The sequence below is a fragment of the Pedobacter rhizosphaerae genome (genome assembly GCF_900111155.1).
GTDB lineage: Bacteria > Bacteroidota > Bacteroidia > Sphingobacteriales > Sphingobacteriaceae > Pedobacter > Pedobacter rhizosphaerae.
The window spans coordinates 1-20,230 of the sequence record NZ_FOGG01000028.1 but is presented as its reverse complement, the minus strand read 5'-3'; the positions used below and the strand labels follow the sequence as shown (position 1 = coordinate 20,230).

Sequence of the window (20,230 nt, the reverse complement as noted above, 5' to 3'; positions counted from 1 at the left end):
TCGTCACCCTGAATTCATTTCAGAGCCTTACGTTAAAGATGCTGAAACAAGTTCAGCAGGACGGGATTTATGATAGGACTTTGGAACAGGTTTTTTGAGGGGTCTTTAGTACGGTCGTCACCCTGAATTTATCTTAGGGGCCTTACGTTAAAGATGCTGAAATAAATTCAGCAGGACGGTTTTTGATGGGAGTTTATAACAGGTTTTTTGATTAGGTTTTATTGTTGGATTTTTAGATAGGATAACTCCAAAAAAATAAGGGTAACACAATCCGACGTTACCCTTATAAACCTAAACTTAAACTATTATGAAAAAACGTTCAATCTCTTTGATTATGAAACTACAATCTCTTTTTGCAATTTAGCTTCATCTTTTTTACTGATGGTGATATTTAAAATTCCGTCTTTATATTCTGCGGTAATTTTCTCTCCATCTGCACTATCAGGTAAATTAAATGATCTGGCAAAAGAGCTGTAATCAAACTCTTTACGAGTGAAATCTTTCGCTGTTTCTGTTTCCTGAGTTTTTACTTCTGCCCAAACAGAAAGCGTATCTTTTTTAAGGTTAATCTGAAAATCTTCTTTCTTTAAACCTGGCGCAGCCAACTCAATCACATAAGCACTTTCAGATTCACTAATGTTAACATTTGGTGATTTGTCAATCAATTTGTTTTTTGTTATTGCATCGCTAAACAATGAGTCAAAAACATTGTTAAAATAAGGCGCTGTGTTACGTGTTCTGTTGTTGAAATTTACAAGTGTCATATCGCTAATTCTTTATTTTTTTTTAATTTTTAATTTGATACTTCAACTTATTCAACTTATATACCAAACCTAAAAAACATGAATTTCAAGACATTTTGGCAAAAAGATTCGAAGTTAAAAGACAAATTGACAGAAGTAAGAAGTCTTTCTGACCATTTCAACTACAAAACGAATGTTCCGCTCCGATTTGTAGATTTCGATATGATGGGACATGTAAACAACTCTGTTTACTTTACTTATCTGGAAATTGCAAGAACAAATTACTGGAAGGAGATTGTGAATTGGGACTGGAAAAAGACAGGTATTGTGATTGCTCATGCAGAATTAGACTATATCAGCCCCATTGTTCCGAATGATCAGATTGCCATACATGTTAAAACCTCAAGGATTGGGAATACCAGTTTTGATTTAGAATACCAGATTGTGAAAGTTAAGGGAGCTGAAGAATTTATATGTAGCAAAGGGAAAACGGTGTGCATCGCAATAGATTACGCAACGGGTAAGCCCACAAGCATTCCTACTGCTGAAAAGCAGAAAATGATCAATTTTGAGCAGTTAGATGCTTAGTTAATTATTAGGTGTAAAAGCACAAAGAGGTTCTTGAAATGAACCAGGAACGTCTTTGTGTTAAATAATATATTGCCGAATTTAATCTGGCATAATCTTTCCGGGATTTAGAATCCCATTAGGGTCGAATACCTGTTTTATACCTCTCATAAGATTTAAATGAATTTCAGAATACTTGATTGGCATAAATTCTTTTTGAACCAATCCTATCCCATGTTCGCCCGATAAGGTGCCCCCTAAAGCAGTGGTCAATTCAAATATTTCTGCAATCCCCAATTTAAGTTTTGTTTTCCAATCCTCATCGCTCATTCCCGCCTTAATAATATTTACATGCAGATTGCCATCTCCAGCATGACCATAACAAACACTTTCAAAGCCATATTTCTCACCGGCAGCTTTAATTCCGGCTACCAGTTGAGGTAATGCCGCTCTAGGAACAACTGTATCTTCCTCCTTATATACAGAATTAGATTTTACCGATTCGGCCATGGTTCTGCGCATACGCCAAAGTTCTTCTTTCTGTTGTGCTGTATCGGCAAATAAAACCTCTGTGCAGTTATACTCTTCCAACACCAGGTTTGTTTTTTCGCAGTTTTTGAAAATATCGTCGAGGTCATCACCATCAAATTCGATCATTAATAACGCCTTTACATCATCTTTTAAATCAAATTTAATGTCATCAAATTTGATCACCCACTCCACTCCCTTTCGCTCCATAAACTCTAAGGCTGATGGCGTAACCCCTGCCCTAAAAATTGCGGAAACAGCCGCACAGGCTTCTTCATTAGAGCTAAAAGAACCCATCATTAAAACCGATTGCGCTGGTTTTGGCAAAAGCTTGGTTACTATTTTAGTGACTACGGCCAAAGTACCCTCCGATCCGATCATCAACTGGGTTAAGTTATATCCTGAAGCATACTTTAAGGTATTGGCACCTGTCCAGATGATATCGCCATTAGGCAACACAACTTCCAGATTTAAAATATATTCTCTTATTGTATTGTATTTTACAACTCTGGGGCCACCAGAGCCATGAGCCACGTTTCCACCTATGAAACAAGAACCCTTACTGCTAGGATCAACGGGATATAACAAGCCTTTCTCTGCAACCGCATTGATAAACTCTTCGGTAATTACACCTGGTTCAACGGTAGCCTGGAGATTTTCGGTATCAATATCAATAATAGACTTAAATTTCTCCATGGATAAAGAAATACCACCATAAATAGGCAAGGCAGCACCACTTAAACCAGTACCTCCGCCCCTTGGTGTTACGGGGATATGATATTGATTACAAATTTTAAGCAATGCTGAAATCTCTTCTGCTGTTGTAGGTTTTACCACCACTTCTGGCTGGAAACGTAAGTCCTCCGTTTCGTCGTGACTGTAGTTCGTCAAGCTCTCCGCATCGGTGAAAACTTTGCTTTCGCCCAGTATATCTTTTATTTCCTGTAAAATATCAGGCGTTATTTTGGTAAAATTCATGGTTTATTTGGCTGATGTATAATATAATTGAACAAATGAATGGCTGATTTGCCCCAACATAGGTGGATTCAGTTTCTTCATTCCGATCTTTATGTTTTCTACAAATGGATAACGCTCAATAACTTTAGAAATAATATTTTTTAGAACCGTTTCCAATAGTTTTTGTGTGTTCTTCATCTCTTCCAGGATTATCGTATTCAGGTCTTCATAATTAACCGTCTGACTAAGCTCATCGTCAAAGCCAAGGGCTGTAAACTCAGTCTCTAAATCTATTACAAAGTGGTTCCCTATAAGTTGCTCTTCAGGGTAATAACCGTGCAATGCGAAGCATTTTACTTCTTTTAATGCTACAGTTTGTTTGAAATGGCTCATTTGTGATTGATATGGTACAAAATTAATTTTTCTTACCGAATATCATGCCCCTTGTGGTAAATTGTTACCTTTGAATTGGAAGCCATTTCTTAACCAAATTTTTTAAGTCCATGAGCAAATCAGCAAAAAAAGATCTTTACGAAGCACCAGATTATTACCTGTTAGATGAGTTGTTAACTGATGAACATAAATTGATCAGGGCAACTGCCAGAGATTGGGTTAAAAAGGAAGTTACCCCTATAATTGAAGATTATGCTCAAAAAGCTGAGTTTCCTAAACACCTGATCAAAGGTTTGGCTGAGATCGGCGCTTTTGGCCCGACAATCCCCGTTGAATATGGTGGCGCAGGCTTAGATTACACTGCTTATGGCATTTTGATGCAGGAAATTGAACGCGGGGATTCAGGAATTCGCTCTACAGCTTCTGTACAAGGATCGTTAGTAATGTATCCTATCTATGCTTATGGTACTGAAGAACAACGTAAAAAGTATTTACCGAAGCTGGCTAGTGGCGAATGGATGGGTTGTTTCGGTTTAACAGAACCCGACCACGGCTCTAATCCCGGAGGAATGGTAAGCAATATTAAGGATGCCGGAAGCCATTATATATTGAATGGTGCTAAAATGTGGATCAGCAACGCACCATTTGCAGATATTGCGGTGGTATGGGCCAAAGATGAATCCGGTAAAATCAGGGGAATGGTGGTGGAAAGAGGAATGAAAGGATTTTCTACTCCTGAAACCCACAATAAATGGAGTTTACGTGCTTCAGCAACAGGCGAACTGGTATTTGATCATGTTGAAATTCCTAAGGAAAATATTTTTCCTGAAATCAGCGGATTGAAAGGTCCGTTGGGCTGTTTAAATCAAGCGCGTTATGGAATAGCCTGGGGCGCATTAGGCGCTGCCATGGATTGCTATGATACGGCACTTCGTTACTCGAAAGAACGCATTCAGTTTGGTAAACCCATTGGTGGTTTTCAGTTGCAACAAAAGAAATTAGCCGAAATGGTTACCGAAATTACGAAAGCGCAGCTACTGGTTTGGCGATTGGGGGTACTCAAAAGTGAAGGTAGAGCTTCTGCAGAGCAAATTTCTATGGCTAAAAGAAATAGTGTAGAAATTGCGCTGGATATTGCCAGGAATGCCCGTCAAATGCTTGGAGGAATGGGAATTACAGGTGAGTATTCCATTATGCGCCATATGATGAACCTCGAATCGGTAGTTACCTATGAAGGAACGCACGATATTCATTTGTTAATTACGGGTATGGATGTTACCGGGTTGAATGCTTTTAAATAATTTAAGGATTAAGGGAATGGCTTGCAGAGGTGATTTATCAGCGTTGTTTAGCAATAGAATTGAATAGGCAAACATCAAGTTTAAACGGGAAGTTGAACAAGAGATATTTTATGATGGAATAATGGTTGGGAAAACGCAGAGCCGACTTTGTGATAGAGGTTATTCTTGTTGTTGAACTTAAAGCTTGCTTTAATCTTGAAAATGCACCTTTAGCTCAGGCAAAAAATTTTGTTGTTGCCTTTGATTTTGATATCGGATTATTAATTAATTTTGGCGCAACAAGCTTACAATTTAAAAAGATATACAACCCTACAGTAAATAAATACAGAACAGGCTTAACAAGCCATAACTTAACTTTCTGTTAACATAATGAAGTTAAATTAGTGCCTTGATCTTCAAAAATCCTGGTAATCCAATAATCCTGTTCGCGAAGCGAAAATTATGAAAGACTTTAAAAAATACACCTACATCCCCGCTACTCCTGAAGAAGTTTATTTAGCATTAACCAAAGAAACCAGTATCAAGCTGTGGACTGGTGCAGAGGTTGAGTTTGAGGAAACTCCGGAAACTGAATTCTCCTTTTGGGATGGTGACATTACCGGAAAGAACCTGGAGTTTGAATATGGAAAGAAGATCGTGCAACAGTGGTACTTCGGTGAAGAAAACGAACCTTCTATCGTGACCATTAAATTACATGAAGATAGAAAGGGAACTTCGCTGGAGTTTAAACAGACCAATATTCCTGATGAAGATTATGAAGATTTTACCGAAGGCATTGAAGAGTATTTTTTAGGTGGCCTGGTTGATTTCTTTGATGAATAACTAAAGGTTTTCCCGCAGATTTTATTGATTTACGCAGAAAAACTTTTAAATCTGCGGGATACAAAACCCACCCATCTCCATAAACGCTCAACCGCTCCAATCTAGATTATGAAAAAAATAACGCTTCTACAGGTATTGTGCATTTGCATGATAGCTGTTCTAAGTTCTTGCAGTACTTTTTTAACCACTGCCGTTCCCGGTAGTAATATAGGCTATATGCCCAAGCCAATGGTAGCCGATAGTATTCATACATTGACGAGCATAACCGGGAGTTTTGCTGGTGGAAGTTCTCCAGGCATTGCTTTTGAAATGGGAATGCTCAATTTATCCGCTGCACACACATTTAAAAACTTCAACATCGGGTATGGTTTGTTTGGCTATGCAGGAAAGGCTGAAGGTGGTACTGATCTACAAACTGCTGAAGATCGTGAGCAATATCTCAATAATTTTAAGAAAAACTACGCAGGTGCTGGGTTGCAATTTTCTATAGGCTTACATAATACATCAGAAAATGGTAATACAGACTTTCGCTATCTGAGCTTTCAAAATTCTTTTAGTTTTGAAAATGGACCTTACACCGATTTTAGGCGGAATACTTTCAATGGAAAAATACCAACCTATGTTGCTGTAACTGACCGAAGTTTTATCTGGACAACAGGTTTATCTACGGAAATTATATGGCGTGCGCGCCGAAATCACGACATTAAGCATGCGTTTAAGCTATTTATTGGTGGAAGCCCCAGTTTGAGTAACAGCTTTAGATTTGGATCATCGATAAGCAACAAAGATGGTGCTAATACAGTGGGCTGGATATTCAACTATCACTTACTGATCAGGAGGATATCGTTGGGTTTAGAGACAGGTACCACATCAAACTTTTCTCAAAAAATAAGTTTGGGTTATTCATTTAATTAAAACCATTAGGAAAATTGGTTGTTCTGATAGGAAAAATCTATTATGAACAGAACAATAGGACTAGTATTAATCGTAGTTGGCATCGCCATGCTGGTTTGGACTGGATTTTCTTACACCAAAAGAGAAAAGGTTGTTGATGCTGGCCCAATACAGATCTCAGCTGATAAAGAAAAATCGGTAAATTGGCCGCCCTATGCAGGTGGGGTTATTCTCCTCGCTGGAATTGTAGTTCTTGTGGCTTCAAAAAAGAAGTAGTGTATATTAACCACAAAGGCACCAAAACATCAAAAATAATCTTTTCATGTCTTAGTACCTTGTTGGTAAAATTGAATTCGATCCTATATTTCTGAGCTATAAACAGATCTTATTGCATCTCTTAAGTTATATTTTGAAGCCATCACTTCTCCGTAAGCGCCTGCACTGCGGATAGCAAAAACATCGCCTCTAAATGATTCAGGTTGTTCTACTTCTTTGCCAAAACAATCTGTGCTTTCGCATATAGGCCCCACAATATCGTATTTAACTGCAGTTCCTGCTCCACGAGTTAGGTTCTCTATTTTATGGTAAGCCTGGTATAAAGCCGGACGCATCAACTCAGTCATACCTGCATCTAATACAACGAAATTTTTCTTCTTACCATTTTTGATATAGAGCACTCTTGTAATTAAAGCGGCAGATTGGCCAACTAAAGCTCTACCCAATTCAAAGTGAACTTCTTGTCCTGGTTTAACGGTTAAAAAATCATTAAAGATTTTGAAATAGGCAGCGAAATCAGGAATTTGATGGTCAGGATTATAATAATCAATACCTAAACCACCTCCAACATTTAAAACTTTAAGCGTAAATCCTTTATCCTCAAACCATGTGGCAAATTCGTTTACCCTTACACAAAGATTTTTGTACACGTCTAAATTGGTAATTTGAGAACCAATGTGAAAGTGGATACCAATGAATTTTAGATTCGCAGAGGCTTTCAAAGTATCGGCACATGCAGGTAAATCCCATGAGTTAATGCCAAACTTGTTTTCGTCTAAGCCTGTGGTAATGTTATGGTGCGTATGTGCATCAACGTTAGGGTTAATACGAATGGCTACCTGTGCTGTTTTGCCTTTTTTAGCCGCCAGTTCGTTTAAAACTTCCAATTCCTGGATAGATTCTACATTAAAGCAGAAAATATCCAAATCTAATGCCTCATTAATTTCTTTGTCGGATTTACCAACCCCTGCAAAAACAATTTTTTGGTGATCAAATCCCACTTCAACTGCTCTTCTTACTTCACCAGCACTTACGCAGTCAGCACCAAACCCAACCGCTTTGATCTGATTTAGGAGTACAGTATTAAAGTTTGCCTTTAATGCATAGTGGATATGAAATTGGTAATTCGCAGCGGCTTCAGCACAGTTACTCAATGTTTTTTGAAGCAAATCTGTGTCGTAATAGTAAAAAGGCGTTTCAATATTGTTAAACTTTGATATATCTTTATCGGCGAACATGTTCAGATTCCTTATTATAATTTTAATTTTATTCTTTGGGCTAATTTATATAGGCAACTATCTCGATTTAAAGCACGGAAGGATAACGCAAAAACAATACAATGGCAAAATCCGGTTTTCTATTGTACTACTCTTAATTTTTATCTTTTTCCTATCGCTGAAAAAATGGTTATAGCTGCTGCCCTATTTGTCCTTTTTATCATTTCATTAGGGCTTTATAACTCTTATAGAAAACATAAAAACGGAATGTTGCCGATAAACTTTCTGCGTGTGCATCTGCTTATCGGCTTTATTGTTATTTTAATTACTTACTGGCTATTATTCAAATAATCTGCTGTGTAGGCTTCTTAAGGCTTCCGTTTTGTACTCTCCCTGAATTAATAAGGAAACATTGTAATTGCTTCCACCATAAGAAATCATTCGGATTGGAATGTGCTTTAAGGATTCGAAAACGCGACTGGCAAAACCATGCTTATCAGCTCCGAAATCACCTACAACACAAACAATAGTATGATTTTCGTCGATTACCACCGAACCAAAAGTTTCCAGTTCTGTTTTTATTTCTGCTAAGTGTGAGGTATCATCAATGGTTAGCGATACGGCTACTTCAGAAGTAGTAATCATGTCGATAGGCGTTTTATAGCGTTCAAAAACTTCAAAAACCCTTCTTAAAAAGCCATATGCCAATAACATTCGGCTCGATTGAATTCTTATTGCCGTAATGCCATCCTTTGCTGCAATGGATTTAATTTTCCCTTTTTCACTGTCGTAAGTAATTAAAGTTCCTGCAGCACTTGGCTCCATGGTATTTAACAAACGAACAGGAATTTTATATTTCTGCGCAGGAAATACAGATTGAGGATGCAAGATTTTAGCACCGAAATAAGCCAACTCTGCAGCTTCATCAAATGATAATTGTGCAATAGGTTTTGTGCCCTTAACAATTCTGGGATCGTTATTGTGCATACCATCAATATCTGTCCAGATCTGAACTTCTTCAGCTAAAATAGCAGCTCCCAATAAAGATGCGGTATAATCACTTCCACCACGACGAAGGTTATCTACTTCGCCGAAGCTATTGCGACAGATATAACCTTGCGTGATAAATAATTTATTGTCCTTATGTTGCTCTAACAGCGGGGTTAAGTGTTTCGTGGTAAAAGGAACATCTGGCTCGTTATCTTCATCCGTTTTCATGAAATCTAAAGCAGGCAATAATACCGAAGGTACATTGATAGATTTTAGATAAATGTGGTATAAAGTTGTAGATAGCAATTCGCCTTGTGCTAAAACGATCTTCTCCTCTATTGGTGTGAAAATATCGTTTGCAAATCCTGCGAGGAACTTAAAGTGATAATCGATCACTTCATTTCCCTGCTCCTGGAATTCTGCCTCAGGCAATAACTCAATAACAAAAGCTTTATATTTTTGATACAGATTTTCGACGCACTCGCTTCCCTTCTTCTTATCTCCAGCCAAAAAGTTGTTTGCAATTTCTACTAAACTATTGGTTGTACCAGACACTGCTGATAAAACTACAATCTGCTCTTCATTTGGATTTATAATATCCAACAACTTGGTCATGCGTTCGGGACTACCTACAGAGGTACCCCCAAATTTTAATATTTTCATTTTTGTACTGGAATATGTAATTTTCTTTATAATTGTATCGGGGCGTGAAATTAAGCAAAAGCAACTTAAAAGCAACACCCTCAACAAAATAAAATTTGGATTGGTTATAAAATTAAAAATTCTAGCCAAACATCTTCCAAAAAAAATTGTTCAACACCAGATATTAAATTTAAAATATAGCTCAATGCAAGGAATTGATGAATCTACACAAGCCACAATTAACCAATGGCTAAGCGGAAATTATGATGAAAATACCAAGGCCGAAATACAGGCGCTTGTAGATAAAGAGGCAACAACAGAACTTACAGACTCGTTTTATAAAAGTTTAGAGTTTGGTACCGGCGGTTTACGTGGTATTATGGGCGCTGGCTCAAACCGTATAAACAAATATACCATTGGCACGGCTACACAGGGTTTGGCCAATTACCTGAACAATAAATATCCAAACGAAAAAATTAAGGTAGTCATAGCGCATGATAGCCGAAACAATTCGGATTATTTTGCCAAAATTACTGCCGATGTTTTTTCTGCAAATGGTATTCATGTTTACTTCTTTTCAGCTTTAAGACCTACTCCTGAACTTTCATTTGCCGTACGTCATTTCGGTTGTAAAAGTGGTGTAATGCTAACCGCCTCACATAATCCTAAAGAATATAATGGATATAAGGCTTATGGTGCAGATGGTGGGCAGTTTACTTCGCCAGATGATAAATTGGTAATTGATGAAGTAAATAAGATTAAAAGCATAGATGAGGTTAAGTTTGACCGTGTAGACGCTAACATTGAATTGATTGGTGAAGAAGTAGATCAACTTTATTTAGATGGCATTACTGCACTTTCTATCTCTCCGGATGCGATTAAGCGCCAGCATGATTTAAAGATTGTTTTTTCTCCTATTCACGGTACAGGGATTACTTTAGTGCCTAAAGCTTTGGCTCAGTTTGGTTTTACCAATGTTACTTTAGTAGAAGAACAAAGTAAGCCTGATGGAAATTTCCCAACAGTTGTTTATCCAAATCCGGAAGAGAAAGAAGCATTAACCCTGGCGATGAATAAAGCAAAGGAAATTGATGCTGATTTAGTTTTGGCTACGGACCCGGATGCCGACCGTGTGGGGATTGCGGTAAAAGACAATAACGATGAATGGGTACTTTTAAATGGTAACCAAACAGGTTGTTTACTCATCAACTATTTGTTAAGTGCCTGGCAGGAAAAGGGTAAACTAGATGGAAATCAGTTTATTGTAAAAACTATTGTAACCTCTAATTTAATTGAAGAAATTGCCAAAAAGAAAGATGTTACTTACTACAATACCCTAACCGGATTTAAGTACATCGGGCAGTTAATGACAGAATTAGAAGGTAAGAAATACTTTATTGGTGGCGGCGAAGAAAGCTATGGATACCTGATTGGGGATTTAGTTCGCGATAAGGATGCCGTTGTTTCGGCGGCTTTTATTGCTGAAATGACAGCATACTATAAAGATAAGGGCAACAGCTTGTACAATGCGCTATTGGATATGTATGTGGAGTATGGCTTGTACAAAGAAGATTTAGTTTCATTAACCAAAAAAGGTAAGGCAGGAGCTGAAGAGATTAAAGCCATGATGGAAAAGTTTAGAAATAACCCTCCTGCCAGCTTAGGTGGTTCTAAAGTTTCTGTGCTTAAAGATTATGAGTTAGGTCAGGAGACTGATCTGGCTACTGGAAAAGTTTCGAAATTAGATTATCCTAAATCGGATGTTTTACAGTTTATCACCGAAGATGGAAGTATTGTTTCTGCCCGTCCGAGTGGTACAGAGCCTAAAATTAAATTTTATTGCAGTGTAAATGCTCCACTGGCAGATCGTAAAGACTTTGCAACCGTGAATGAGCAATTGGCCGATAAAATAAAGACAGTAATGACTGATTTACAGGCTTAAGCTTTAATTTAAGAGTGGAAAAAGCACAGTTGAATCATCAACTGTGCTTTTTTTGTATTCTCTTTCCGTACCTTAATAAGGTTTAACATCATTCCAGGTATTACCAATCTTTAATCTGGAAATGAAAACATCTCCATCTTTCCCAGAATCGCGATAATAACCCCATTTGGGATCAATAGAAGTTCCGTCAAATGTTTTTCCGGCGTAATTATCACCCCCAGTTTGTAAAGTTTCTGGACTGGCATCATCTCCCCACCAAACCTGCATATTTCCTGTGTTTGTTGTATTTCCTGCTGTAACTTTAATTACAATACTGTACCATTGATTCGGACTTACCTTTTCTGCGAACAATAAAATATTTGGTGAGGTTAAGTCGGGATAAAATTCTAATTTAATTCTTCCACTATTGTATACCAATAAAAAGGGATAGTTCTGTGTGTTAGGTGTACCGGAAGTCTTCCACTGCATTAGCGTAAAAGAGCCTCCGGGCTGTCCCGATTTTGGAGTTTCTGGGAGTTTAAAGCGAAACCCTATAAAATAGGTCTGTCCCAATGCTGGGGTAATTCCCTTAGCTCCTAAGGCTTCGCATCTTTTATCGAGCGCATTCTTATGGAATTGCCATACCGTTCCTTCCGTGGCATCGTCAACGGCCTTTATAAACGAACCATTAGTAGAATTATACTTTCCACCATTGTCTTGAAACTGTACCTGCTTAAATGCATCTGTTCCTTTAGATGCTGCCCCATCCCACAATAGGTTTCGAAATTGAGGCTGAGGCTTCCCATTTGATTTTAAATCTACCCGATCTTCACCAGCTATACAGCTAATGCCCAATAAGCTTGCAATGCCTGATATACAGATGATCAAAGTTTTTGTTACTAATACTTTCATAATTGATAATTGGTTGGTTATTAGCTCAAAATTAATCGCATAGCGTTTTTCTATAGGGTAATATTCCCAAGATTATAGGGTGTAAATCATAGCTGTACACCAAAATTTGTAAGGGGGAAGAAATGAAAAGCCGATGAACAAGGAATTGAATAAAAGTATTGAAATATCTGTTTTGATGCGGGTTTATTTAGTCAGTGCCAATACATTTTTATCCTGGCGCAATATTTTCCTGATTTAAATACTAATTTTATATGATATAATTGTCTGCATGAAAGCAAAGGAAACTTTAAAAGCCTATATCGCCAAAATTGTTGAGCTCACTGACGAACAGTTTGAATATATTTATTCGCATTTTAAAATTCAAACTTTCAAGAAAGGTCAGGTAATCATTTCTGAAGGCAGCATGGTGGATTGCGAATATTTTGTCATTTCCGGTTGCTTAAAATCCTTTTATATCAATGACGAACTTAAGATGTTTATACTTCAGTTTGCGATGCCTACCTGGTGGGCTTCTGATTTTAATGCCTTGTACAATCGTACCAAAGCTACTACTACATTAGATTGTATTACCGATTCAGAAATACTTTGTATCAGCAATGCTGATAGAGAGAAATTGTGCAAGGAGATTCATGCTGTTGAATATTTCTTCCGTTGGAGAACCAATAAAGGTTATGTTGCTGCGCAAAAGAGGCTCCTCTCCTTCATGAATAATAATGTGAAGTTCCGTTACGAAGAATTATTGACATTGTATCCAGAGCTTTATAATATTGTGCCTAAAAACCTCATTGCGGCTTATTTAGGTGTTTCCCGCGAAACACTTAGCCGACTTTACCATACCTGATTGGTGATGTAGATCACTTAATGATAGCCGATTTTTTGAATGTGATGTAGGTCACGCGATCAACCCGCTTTTCCTGCCGACTTTTGAGGTGTAATTAAAACACAAATCAAAATGGAAAATCAAAAATTTGAGATTGTCAATACGCAAAGTCATATTGACTGGATCGGAAAAAAAGTAACTGGAGCACATAATGGCACTATCGGCATCAAAGGCGGTGAAGTAACATTAACTAATGGCCAGGTAACTGATGGTGAGATTATTGTAGATACCACTTCAATTAAAATATTAGATATCACAGATCCTGATACCAATGCACAATTCTTAGGTCACCTCGTTTCAGATGACTTCTTCTCTACTCAAGACTACCAGGAAGCCAATCTTTCGATTATCGCTGTTAATGGAGATCATATTGAGGCTAACTTAACCATCAAAGGTATATCCCATCCTATCAGCTTCGACGTTAATGTTAACGTTTCGGGCGATACCTTAACTGCTTCCGGCAAATTGGTGGTAGACCGTACTAAATATGGTATGAAATTCCGCTCCGGAAACTTCTTTCAGAATTTGGGTGACACCTTAATTTACAATGAGTTTGAGTTAAATGTAAGTATTACTGCTAAAGCTGCTTAAACACATGCATTAGCTTAAAAAATTATAGTTATGCCAGTAGTAAAAATTGAAGTAACCCGTGAAGGCGTTACTAAAGAGCAAAAACAAGCCCTTATTAAGGGGGTAACAGATTTAATTTCTGATGTATTGAATAAAAACCCTCAGCTAACACATGTGCTGATTAAAGAATATGATCTTGATGACTGGGGTTTTGCCGGAGAACAAGTATCCGAACTAAGAGCAAAGGGAATTACAGCAGATAAAAAATAATCTAGATCCACCATTTGCTCAAAAACATACAAATAGCATGTGGTGGTTTTATAAACAGAAAACAACATGAAAACACAAACCATAATAGTAACCGGTGCCTCATCAGGTATTGGTAAAGGAATAGCCCGTCATTTTTTAAATCACGGAGATAACGTAATTATTAATTCTTCAACTGCCAGTAAACTGGAAGAAGTATATCAGGAACTTGGTGCGGGAGAAAATTTAGCGATGGTAGCAGGTAACGTGCAAGCTAAAAGTACTGGCGAAGCTTTATTAAAAACTGCTTTAGATAGATTTGGTGCTGTAGATGTGCTCATCAATAATGCAGGTATTTATGAAACCAAGCCATTTTTGGAAGTAGACGAAGCTTATTTAGATCGTTTTTTAAATACCAATTTGAAAGGAACTTATTTCACTACGCAAGCTATTTTGCCGCAAATGCTAAAACAAAAAGGTGGTGTAGTAATCAATATCGGAACGCCTTTGGTTTATCATGCACTGGGTGGCGCTCCTTCAACTGCTCCTATTTCTTCTAAGGGTGCAATACACGCCCTTACTTTGCAATTAGCAGCTGAGTTTGGTAAAGATAACATCCGGGTAAATACCATTGCTCCTGGGGTAATCCGCACACCTATGCATGGTGAAGAAGCAGATCAGAGTGCTGGAATCCACTTGTTAAATCGCGTAGGGGAAGTGGAAGATGTAGCGGAGATGGCCTACACTGTAGCTAAAAGCAATTTTATCAGTGGTGCTATTATCAATGTGGATGGCGGTATGGATGCTGGTCACCATTTGAATTAATTATCGCAGTAGAAGGTATGATCTTCATCGCAATGAATTCTTATCTTTCCATAAAATAAGTAATTATCGGTTCATCATGAGTTAAATGATGACCTATAGAAATAATTTAAGTGTATCAAGATGTGGTATCAAACTAAAGCATCAGAATTATTGGATATTGATTATCCGATTCTACAAGGGCCGTTTGGCGGAAACTTATCTTCTGTTGACCTGGTTGCAACGGTTTCAAATGCAGGTGGCTTAGGTGGTTATGGGGCTTATACTTTAAGTCCGCAGGAAATTGTGGAAGTAGATAAACAAATCAGAGCTGCTACGGATAAGCCATACAATATTAATCTTTGGGTTTCAGATACTGATGCCATTAATGGTACTGTTTCCGATGAACAATTTAAGAAAGCTCAAGATTTATTCAAGCCTTATTTTGATGAGTTGGGAATAACGCTACCAGCAAAGCCTGCTCCTTTTCAAACGAGGTTTGAAAATCAGGTAGAAGTTATACTTGACCGCAAACCACCCGTATTTAGTTTTATGTTTGGTGCACCATCTGACGATATATTAGAGCAGTGTCGTCGATTGGGCATTAAAACCATTGGTGCTGCTACCACATTAGATGAGGCTTTAGTACTGGAATCAGTCGGTGTTGATTTGATAATAGCTTCTGGCTTTGAGGCTGGTGGCCATCGCCCCTCCTTCTTAACCAGTGCTGAAGCTTCCACTACTGGAACTTTTGTTCTGCTTCAATTGATTAAAGAAAAGGTAAAAACCCCTGTTATTGCAGCCGGTGGAATTGCTAACGGAAGAGGTGTAGCTGCTGCATTGACTCTAGGGGCTGATGCCGTACAGCTGGGAACAGCTTTTCTCGCTACTGATGAATCGAATGCGACTAAAATACATAAAGAAATGTTTTTTCAGACGCTTCAAAATATACCACTCTATCTCGAGCATTTACAGGGAGATTAGGAAGGGGAATTACCAGTCGAGTGGCGCAAGATCTGCTGAGAGATGACCGGGACTTTTTGCCATTCCCCTTGCAATCTCATTTTATGTCGAATTTAAGGCTGGCTGCAATTGAACAGGAAAAATGGGATATGATTTTATTCTGGGGTGGACAAATCGCCCCTATCCTTAAACACAAAAAAGCCGCAACGCTGATGAAGGCGTTGATTACTGACACGAATGCACATTTTGAAATGTTGAGGAATGTGTAGCGCCTCAATCTGGTATTAGCGTCTCCAATGCTATTAACTTATGGAGAAAACTAAAATGGATTGTCATCCTTGCCTCCCGATGTAAAATCGGGACAAGTTGTCGAAGGGTAATCTATTTTAGTTTTCGACTTATTAAGAAGGCCTTCAAGTACTTGGGCCGATTTCATATTGGAAGCTCACACAGCATTTAGCTTAAGTTAACAGCATTGCCAGCGCCTTGCTAAGACCTTGTATTGGTCCGTGGGTCACTAACCTTTTAGCTGGTCCGTGGGTTACTAACCTTTATGCTGGTCCGTGGGTCACGGACCATGGGCTCAATTGTCTACTTCCCCAGCCACATTGTCCAGTTCGGCCAATTTCCAATGGTTTTGAAAGCTTATTGAAGGTAATTTTGATCTAGAAATAAGAACAATAAACATAAAATCAAAACAATGGAAACTACAAACAATTCTCAAACAGCAAAAGTATTATACACTGGAAAAACAGTAACTACAGGTGGTCGTGAGGGCACTTCAAAAAGTACTGATGGACGGTTAGACATCAAATTAACCTCTCCGGGCGCAAACGGTCCTGGCACAAATCCTGAACAATTATTCGCCGCAGGATGGTCTGCTTGCTTTATCGGTGCAATGGGATTTGCTGCCGCCGGACTAAAATTAAAATTACCCGTTGACGCAAGTGTAAATGCGGAAATTGATTTATGTCTTCTTGACGGTCAATATTCATTACAAGCTCGATTAAGCATTAGTTTGCCAGGAATTGACAAGGAAACAGCTAAACAGATTGCAGAAATTGCCCACACCACTTGTCCATATTCAAAAGCTACTAAAGGCAATATCAATGTAGAAACCATTATCCTTTAATGGCAAATTTTATATAACTATAAACAAGATGAAAAATATAAAAAAACTGCTAATTGCAGCAATCACCATAACAGGAGTTAGCTTGTTCTTGACTCCAGATAGTGCCTTTGCACAGACCGGTGTAAAACGGACAGATCTTCAACGACATGATATTAGTGTTCCTGGTCATGAAGCGGTGCAAGCTACCATCAGTTTTGAAAAAGGTAGTGCTTTTGGTAAACATAACCATCCGGGTGAAGAAGTTATCTACGTACTGGCGGGTACGTTACAGTACGAAGTAGAGGGACAGAAACCGGTGATCCTGAAAGCCGGGGAGGTACTATTTATTCCTGCAGGAAAAGCCCATTCTGCTAAAAATGTAGGAAATAATAAGGCTGTAGAATTGGCGACCTATATTGTGGAGAAGGGCAAGCCTATTCTCACGCTGGTAAAATAAGAATGTGAAATGCTTACAGATATTTCTAAAGCAATGATTTAAATCATAAAGACGCATCCGAATTGATCAAAACAAAAGGTTTATTAGCCCATATACACAGGGCGATAAACCTTTTTCTTTTACTGATCTTCCTGCTTTTAATTAAAAGACTGTCTGAAGTCGACAGGAGATTGTTTAGTTTTGATTTTAAACAACTTACTAAAAGATTGAGGATGTTCAAATCCCAGTTCATAGGCGATTTCACTCACCGTCAATCTTGTGGTAGAGAGCCTCTCCTTTGCGCGTTCAATCAATTTTTCGTGTATGTGCTGTTGGGCGTTTTGCCCGGTAAGTGAACGAAGCATGTCGCTTAAATAGCGTGGAGAAAGATTTAGTTTTTCCGCTAAAAACTCAACGGTTGGTAAACCTTTATTCAGCGCATTCTCCGGCTCGAAATATTCGTTTAAAAGATGTTCCATTTTAGCAAGCAAGTCGTGATTGACGGCTTTCCTGGTTATAAATTGTCTTTTATAAAAACGATTGCTGTAATTGAGCAGCACTTCCAGATACGAAATCAGTACATCCTGGCTAAAATCATCTATCGGATTTTGAAGTTCCCTGCTGATATGGCCCAGCACTTCCTGAATGGTGCTGCGTTCTTTTTCTGATAGATGTAACGCCTCATTCGCTTCGTAATTGAAGAAGCCATAATTTTTAATACTTGTTGCCAAGCTGTAATTTCGGATAAAATCGGGATGAATAAGCAAGGTTACACCATAAAATTCGGCATCAGCCGCTATAGAAATAATTTGATGAGGTGCGGTAAATACCAGTCCACCTTCATCATAATCATAATACCCCTGTCCGTAACCCATCCTTCCTTTGAGCAGTTTTTTGTAAGATATTTTATAAAAGCTCAAAAGAAATGTTTCTGGAAGTTGTCCCATCTCCACTGCGATTTTTGTATTGTCAATAAGGCTAATTAATGGATGTGAGGGACTTGACAGCTCCAGGAGGCGATGCAAGCCACTAATTGAATCTATTTTATATGGAGCAACAGGAGCCTTTTTCATAGCGCTAATTTACAGAATTAAATACCTAAAATGGTTTTGGAAATCTCTTTTCTAAATTCCTCATTACCAATTTCACGATATCTCGCATAAAGCGTATTAGCATCATTTCCAGCTACATAGCGCACCTGATTCTTTCCATCTGTTGCCGCCTCATAAACCACGCTAGCGATTTGCTCTGCGGTGGAAAAACTATCAAAATCAAATAATGCCCAAAGTTTGCGATCTACCTCATCATATACTGGATGTGAAGGTTTATCGATTGAACGGCCGGCGAAATCGGTAGCAATTCCACCTGGCGCAACTGTTTTTACGCTTACATTAAATAAGGCCATTTCATAAGAAAGGCTTTCACTCCAACCTTCTAACGCAAATTTTGTAGCGTGATAAACCGATCCCAAAGGAAGAGTGAACAACCCTCCCATTGAAGTGGTGGTAATGAACATGCCACTGTTTCTTTTTCTGAAATAAGGAATGAATGCCTGACTTACTCTTAGTACCCCCAGTAAATTGGTGTTGATCTGTTTCTGCAATTGCTCGTCGCTAATGGCCTCCATGGCGCCCACTAAACCGTAACCTGCATTGTTAAATACAACGTCTACCCCCAGTTGAATGGCGAGTTGAACGGTATGGTTAATTTGTTCCAGGTTGGTAACGTCTAATGGCAATACAGTTATATTTTCCAGGTCAGCCAATTCAGTAGCCTGCTCAGGTTGACGCATGGTAGCAATTACTTTCCATCCGTTTTGTTGAAATAATTTGGCGGTAGCTTTACCTAATCCAGTTGAAGCTCCTGTAATAAAAATTGTTTTCATGTTGTTCTTCTTTTGTACAACACAAAGTTGAGGTGATTTGGAAACTGCTACGTTGCCATATTGCAGATTGTTGTAGCCAAAATGACGGGTTGGCTCATCGTCTTTACGATTTACTCAAACTCCACCCATTTTCTCAGGAAATAAATGATAGTGCTTTTGCCGCTTTCCTTATTGATCGAGGCCTTAACAAAAGCTCCCTGATCACCTATGTATTTAATTGCTAACTCTTCCCTGTTGGGCGATCCATAATAGGAACCGTATGGGCAATCACTGGGATTATCCTGTACATCTGAGGTAAAAACAGAGAAAAGGACCATTTTTCGCGAATTGGTATCAGGCGATTGATATCCTATAATTCGATAGTCGGCACGAATGTTATTATATACCTGGAAACTACTATCTGTTTTAGAAATAACAGCCTTTTGTATCGCTTCCTCATTAATTGCTGGAGGAGATGGCAGGATTTTCTTGGGAGTGTCTGTTTGCTGAACTTCAGGTGGAGGGTTGGAATCGATCTTTAGCGCCACTGAATCAACTTTTTGAATCACTGTAGCTTTGTTACTGTCTGCATTGCAGCCCGCTATTAATATTAAAGCTGCCACTGCGATTATCTTCACTTTGTTCAGGATTCTTAAATCGCATGGCTGAAAATTGATTCTTTGCATTGTTGTATTTCTGTTTTTTAGGTGGTCTAAAATAAGTAAATTAATAAATAAGCCCTTAAATCATATTGTTAACCACTAAGTTTCATTAACTTTAATTAAATAGAATAACCAGATGTACCATAAATAATAGCTTAAACATGCCGAACGGAATTTACCCTTGCTTGTGGTTTGACCATAAGTGTTCGGAAGATCACTTTGGGGGAATTTTAAGTAATAAATCTACTTTATTAGGATCACCACCACATAAGGCCACAATATCTTTCATCAATAATTTTTCCAGCTCATTCAAGAAGTGTTGTTTCATTATTTTATATCCTTTCAGCCCATTAATTTCTTTATAGGTTAATAGGAGTGTTGCGGCAATCATGGTAGTGTAAAGTACTACCATGATGCCATTTTCACTTCTGTTTATTAGATGGCTGAAATTTAATTCCTGTTTGAGGAATTTGAAAAAGACTTCAATATCCCATCTGCTTTTGTATAACAGGGTAATATCTATTGCACTTAAGT

The 20,230-nt window shown here is 38.2% G+C and carries 25 protein-coding genes; 15 read left to right on the top strand and 10 right to left on the bottom strand.

Annotation, left to right across the window (positions count from 1 at the left end; genetic code table 11):
- Nucleotides 1–332 precede the first annotated feature (332 nt).
- A complete protein-coding gene (locus tag BMX11_RS18295; RefSeq protein ID WP_090886940.1) occupies nt 333–764 on the bottom strand; it encodes an Hsp20/alpha crystallin family protein in 432 nt (143 codons plus the stop codon).
- 78 nt (nt 765–842) lie between these two features.
- On the opposite strand from BMX11_RS18295, the gene BMX11_RS18290 reads away from it, so the two are divergent.
- Nucleotides 843–1,331, top strand: coding sequence for an acyl-CoA thioesterase (locus tag BMX11_RS18290; protein WP_090886937.1), 489 nt, complete (start codon nt 843–845; stop codon nt 1,329–1,331).
- An 81-nt stretch (nt 1,332–1,412) separates the two neighbouring features.
- Here BMX11_RS18290 and BMX11_RS18285 read toward each other — a convergent pair whose 3' ends face one another.
- Nucleotides 1,413–2,816: an FAD-binding oxidoreductase gene (locus BMX11_RS18285; protein WP_090886934.1), complete on the bottom strand. Its 1,404-nt coding sequence runs from the start codon at nt 2,814–2,816 to the stop codon at nt 1,413–1,415.
- A 3-nt stretch (nt 2,817–2,819) separates the two neighbouring features.
- Complete coding sequence (gene folB / locus BMX11_RS18280; RefSeq protein WP_090886931.1) at nt 2,820–3,188, bottom strand: dihydroneopterin aldolase; 369 nt, start codon at nt 3,186–3,188, stop codon at nt 2,820–2,822.
- A 110-nt stretch (nt 3,189–3,298) separates the two neighbouring features.
- On the opposite strand from folB, the gene BMX11_RS18275 reads away from it, so the two are divergent.
- The 5 genes from BMX11_RS18275 to BMX11_RS18255 all read left to right on the top strand — a co-directional run bounded on the left by BMX11_RS18275 (nt 3,299) and on the right by BMX11_RS18255 (nt 6,481).
- Entirely contained in the window at nt 3,299–4,489 is a 1,191-nt protein-coding gene (locus BMX11_RS18275; RefSeq protein ID WP_090886928.1) for an acyl-CoA dehydrogenase family protein, read from the top strand.
- Nucleotides 4,490–4,614: 125 nt separating this feature from the next.
- Entirely contained in the window at nt 4,615–4,854 is a 240-nt protein-coding gene (locus BMX11_RS18270) for a GxxExxY protein (RefSeq protein ID WP_262502425.1), read from the top strand.
- A 76-nt stretch (nt 4,855–4,930) separates the two neighbouring features.
- Nucleotides 4,931–5,311 carry an SRPBCC domain-containing protein gene (locus tag BMX11_RS18265; protein ID WP_090886926.1) on the top strand — a complete coding sequence of 127 codons (381 nt, stop codon included), beginning with the start codon at nt 4,931–4,933 and terminating at the stop codon, nt 5,309–5,311.
- A 108-nt stretch (nt 5,312–5,419) separates the two neighbouring features.
- A complete protein-coding gene (locus BMX11_RS18260; protein WP_139180223.1) occupies nt 5,420–6,226 on the top strand; it encodes a hypothetical protein in 807 nt (268 codons plus the stop codon).
- Between the two features lie 42 nt (nt 6,227–6,268).
- On the top strand, nt 6,269–6,481 hold the full coding sequence (locus tag BMX11_RS18255; protein ID WP_090886922.1) for a hypothetical protein: 213 nt from the start codon (nt 6,269–6,271) through the stop codon (nt 6,479–6,481).
- 83 nt (nt 6,482–6,564) lie between these two features.
- Here the strand turns inward: BMX11_RS18255 and lysA are convergent, their stop codons facing one another.
- On the bottom strand, nt 6,565–7,719 hold the full coding sequence (lysA, locus tag BMX11_RS18250) for a diaminopimelate decarboxylase (protein WP_090886920.1): 1,155 nt from the start codon (nt 7,717–7,719) through the stop codon (nt 6,565–6,567).
- 318 nt (nt 7,720–8,037) lie between these two features.
- Nucleotides 8,038–9,351, bottom strand: coding sequence for an aspartate kinase (locus tag BMX11_RS18245; RefSeq protein WP_090886917.1), 1,314 nt, complete (start codon nt 9,349–9,351; stop codon nt 8,038–8,040).
- Nucleotides 9,352–9,535: 184 nt separating this feature from the next.
- Here BMX11_RS18245 and BMX11_RS18240 point away from each other — a divergent pair, with 184 nt between their 5' ends.
- Entirely contained in the window at nt 9,536–11,272 is a 1,737-nt protein-coding gene (locus BMX11_RS18240; protein WP_090886915.1) for a phospho-sugar mutase, read from the top strand.
- A gap of 72 nt (nt 11,273–11,344) precedes the next feature.
- On the opposite strand, the gene BMX11_RS18235 is transcribed toward BMX11_RS18240, so the two are convergent.
- A complete protein-coding gene (locus BMX11_RS18235) occupies nt 11,345–12,163 on the bottom strand; it encodes a polysaccharide lyase family protein (protein ID WP_090886913.1) in 819 nt (272 codons plus the stop codon).
- 268 nt (nt 12,164–12,431) lie between these two features.
- On the opposite strand from BMX11_RS18235, the gene BMX11_RS18230 reads away from it, so the two are divergent.
- From BMX11_RS18230 to BMX11_RS18200, 8 genes are all read left to right on the top strand, one after another.
- Nucleotides 12,432–13,004, top strand: coding sequence for a Crp/Fnr family transcriptional regulator (locus BMX11_RS18230; RefSeq protein WP_090886911.1), 573 nt, complete (start codon nt 12,432–12,434; stop codon nt 13,002–13,004).
- Between the two features lie 111 nt (nt 13,005–13,115).
- Complete coding sequence (locus BMX11_RS18225; RefSeq protein WP_090886909.1) at nt 13,116–13,634, top strand: YceI family protein; 519 nt, start codon at nt 13,116–13,118, stop codon at nt 13,632–13,634.
- 30 nt (nt 13,635–13,664) lie between these two features.
- Nucleotides 13,665–13,883, top strand: coding sequence for a tautomerase family protein (locus BMX11_RS18220; protein WP_090886907.1), 219 nt, complete (start codon nt 13,665–13,667; stop codon nt 13,881–13,883).
- Between the two features lie 66 nt (nt 13,884–13,949).
- Nucleotides 13,950–14,684 (top strand): SDR family NAD(P)-dependent oxidoreductase, encoded by a 735-nt coding sequence (locus BMX11_RS18215; protein WP_090886905.1) that lies wholly within the window; start codon nt 13,950–13,952, stop codon nt 14,682–14,684.
- 120 nt (nt 14,685–14,804) lie between these two features.
- On the top strand, nt 14,805–15,644 hold the full coding sequence (locus BMX11_RS18210; protein ID WP_245738708.1) for an NAD(P)H-dependent flavin oxidoreductase: 840 nt from the start codon (nt 14,805–14,807) through the stop codon (nt 15,642–15,644).
- Nucleotides 15,645–15,727: 83 nt separating this feature from the next.
- Nucleotides 15,728–15,892, top strand: a complete 165-nt coding sequence (locus tag BMX11_RS24695; protein ID WP_245738707.1) for a hypothetical protein — start codon at nt 15,728–15,730, stop codon at nt 15,890–15,892.
- Nucleotides 15,893–16,323: 431 nt separating this feature from the next.
- On the top strand, nt 16,324–16,755 hold the full coding sequence (locus BMX11_RS18205) for an organic hydroperoxide resistance protein (RefSeq protein ID WP_090886903.1): 432 nt from the start codon (nt 16,324–16,326) through the stop codon (nt 16,753–16,755).
- Nucleotides 16,756–16,783: 28 nt separating this feature from the next.
- Entirely contained in the window at nt 16,784–17,191 is a 408-nt protein-coding gene (locus BMX11_RS18200) for a cupin domain-containing protein (protein ID WP_090886901.1), read from the top strand.
- A gap of 137 nt (nt 17,192–17,328) precedes the next feature.
- On the opposite strand, the gene BMX11_RS18195 is transcribed toward BMX11_RS18200, so the two are convergent.
- The 4 genes from BMX11_RS18195 to BMX11_RS24395 form a co-directional block, all read right to left on the bottom strand.
- Complete coding sequence (locus BMX11_RS18195; protein WP_090886899.1) at nt 17,329–18,243, bottom strand: helix-turn-helix domain-containing protein; 915 nt, start codon at nt 18,241–18,243, stop codon at nt 17,329–17,331.
- 17 nt (nt 18,244–18,260) lie between these two features.
- Nucleotides 18,261–19,055: an SDR family oxidoreductase gene (locus BMX11_RS18190; protein WP_090886897.1), complete on the bottom strand. Its 795-nt coding sequence runs from the start codon at nt 19,053–19,055 to the stop codon at nt 18,261–18,263.
- A gap of 110 nt (nt 19,056–19,165) precedes the next feature.
- Complete coding sequence (locus BMX11_RS18185) at nt 19,166–19,720, bottom strand: hypothetical protein (protein ID WP_090886895.1); 555 nt, start codon at nt 19,718–19,720, stop codon at nt 19,166–19,168.
- A gap of 190 nt (nt 19,721–19,910) precedes the next feature.
- Nucleotides 19,911–20,230: transposase (locus BMX11_RS24395; protein ID WP_175474612.1), on the bottom strand; the 320-nt coding region annotated here is incomplete at its 5' end.

What these genes read in the sequence shown, in the direction of transcription:
- BMX11_RS18295 (WP_090886940.1), bottom strand. Translation starts at nt 764, where the DNA reads ATGACACTTGTAAATTTCAACAACAGAACACGTAACACAGCGCCTTAT.
- BMX11_RS18290 (WP_090886937.1), top strand. Translation starts at nt 843, where the DNA reads ATGAATTTCAAGACATTTTGGCAAAAAGATTCGAAGTTAAAAGACAAA.
- BMX11_RS18285 (WP_090886934.1), bottom strand. Translation starts at nt 2,816, where the DNA reads ATGAATTTTACCAAAATAACGCCTGATATTTTACAGGAAATAAAAGAT.
- folB (WP_090886931.1), bottom strand. Translation starts at nt 3,188, where the DNA reads ATGAGCCATTTCAAACAAACTGTAGCATTAAAAGAAGTAAAATGCTTC.
- BMX11_RS18275 (WP_090886928.1), top strand. Translation starts at nt 3,299, where the DNA reads ATGAGCAAATCAGCAAAAAAAGATCTTTACGAAGCACCAGATTATTAC.
- BMX11_RS18265 (WP_090886926.1), top strand. Translation starts at nt 4,931, where the DNA reads ATGAAAGACTTTAAAAAATACACCTACATCCCCGCTACTCCTGAAGAA.
- BMX11_RS18260 (WP_139180223.1), top strand. Translation starts at nt 5,420, where the DNA reads ATGAAAAAAATAACGCTTCTACAGGTATTGTGCATTTGCATGATAGCT.
- BMX11_RS18255 (WP_090886922.1), top strand. Translation starts at nt 6,269, where the DNA reads ATGAACAGAACAATAGGACTAGTATTAATCGTAGTTGGCATCGCCATG.
- lysA (WP_090886920.1), bottom strand. Translation starts at nt 7,719, where the DNA reads ATGTTCGCCGATAAAGATATATCAAAGTTTAACAATATTGAAACGCCT.
- BMX11_RS18245 (WP_090886917.1), bottom strand. Translation starts at nt 9,351, where the DNA reads ATGAAAATATTAAAATTTGGGGGTACCTCTGTAGGTAGTCCCGAACGC.
- BMX11_RS18240 (WP_090886915.1), top strand. Translation starts at nt 9,536, where the DNA reads ATGCAAGGAATTGATGAATCTACACAAGCCACAATTAACCAATGGCTA.
- BMX11_RS18235 (WP_090886913.1), bottom strand. Translation starts at nt 12,163, where the DNA reads ATGAAAGTATTAGTAACAAAAACTTTGATCATCTGTATATCAGGCATT.
- BMX11_RS18230 (WP_090886911.1), top strand. Translation starts at nt 12,432, where the DNA reads ATGAAAGCAAAGGAAACTTTAAAAGCCTATATCGCCAAAATTGTTGAG.
- BMX11_RS18225 (WP_090886909.1), top strand. Translation starts at nt 13,116, where the DNA reads ATGGAAAATCAAAAATTTGAGATTGTCAATACGCAAAGTCATATTGAC.
- BMX11_RS18220 (WP_090886907.1), top strand. Translation starts at nt 13,665, where the DNA reads ATGCCAGTAGTAAAAATTGAAGTAACCCGTGAAGGCGTTACTAAAGAG.
- BMX11_RS18215 (WP_090886905.1), top strand. Translation starts at nt 13,950, where the DNA reads ATGAAAACACAAACCATAATAGTAACCGGTGCCTCATCAGGTATTGGT.
- BMX11_RS18210 (WP_245738708.1), top strand. Translation starts at nt 14,805, where the DNA reads ATGTGGTATCAAACTAAAGCATCAGAATTATTGGATATTGATTATCCG.
- BMX11_RS24695 (WP_245738707.1), top strand. Translation starts at nt 15,728, where the DNA reads ATGTCGAATTTAAGGCTGGCTGCAATTGAACAGGAAAAATGGGATATG.
- BMX11_RS18205 (WP_090886903.1), top strand. Translation starts at nt 16,324, where the DNA reads ATGGAAACTACAAACAATTCTCAAACAGCAAAAGTATTATACACTGGA.
- BMX11_RS18200 (WP_090886901.1), top strand. Translation starts at nt 16,784, where the DNA reads ATGAAAAATATAAAAAAACTGCTAATTGCAGCAATCACCATAACAGGA.
- BMX11_RS18195 (WP_090886899.1), bottom strand. Translation starts at nt 18,243, where the DNA reads ATGAAAAAGGCTCCTGTTGCTCCATATAAAATAGATTCAATTAGTGGC.
- BMX11_RS18190 (WP_090886897.1), bottom strand. Translation starts at nt 19,055, where the DNA reads ATGAAAACAATTTTTATTACAGGAGCTTCAACTGGATTAGGTAAAGCT.
- BMX11_RS18185 (WP_090886895.1), bottom strand. Translation starts at nt 19,720, where the DNA reads ATGCAAAGAATCAATTTTCAGCCATGCGATTTAAGAATCCTGAACAAA.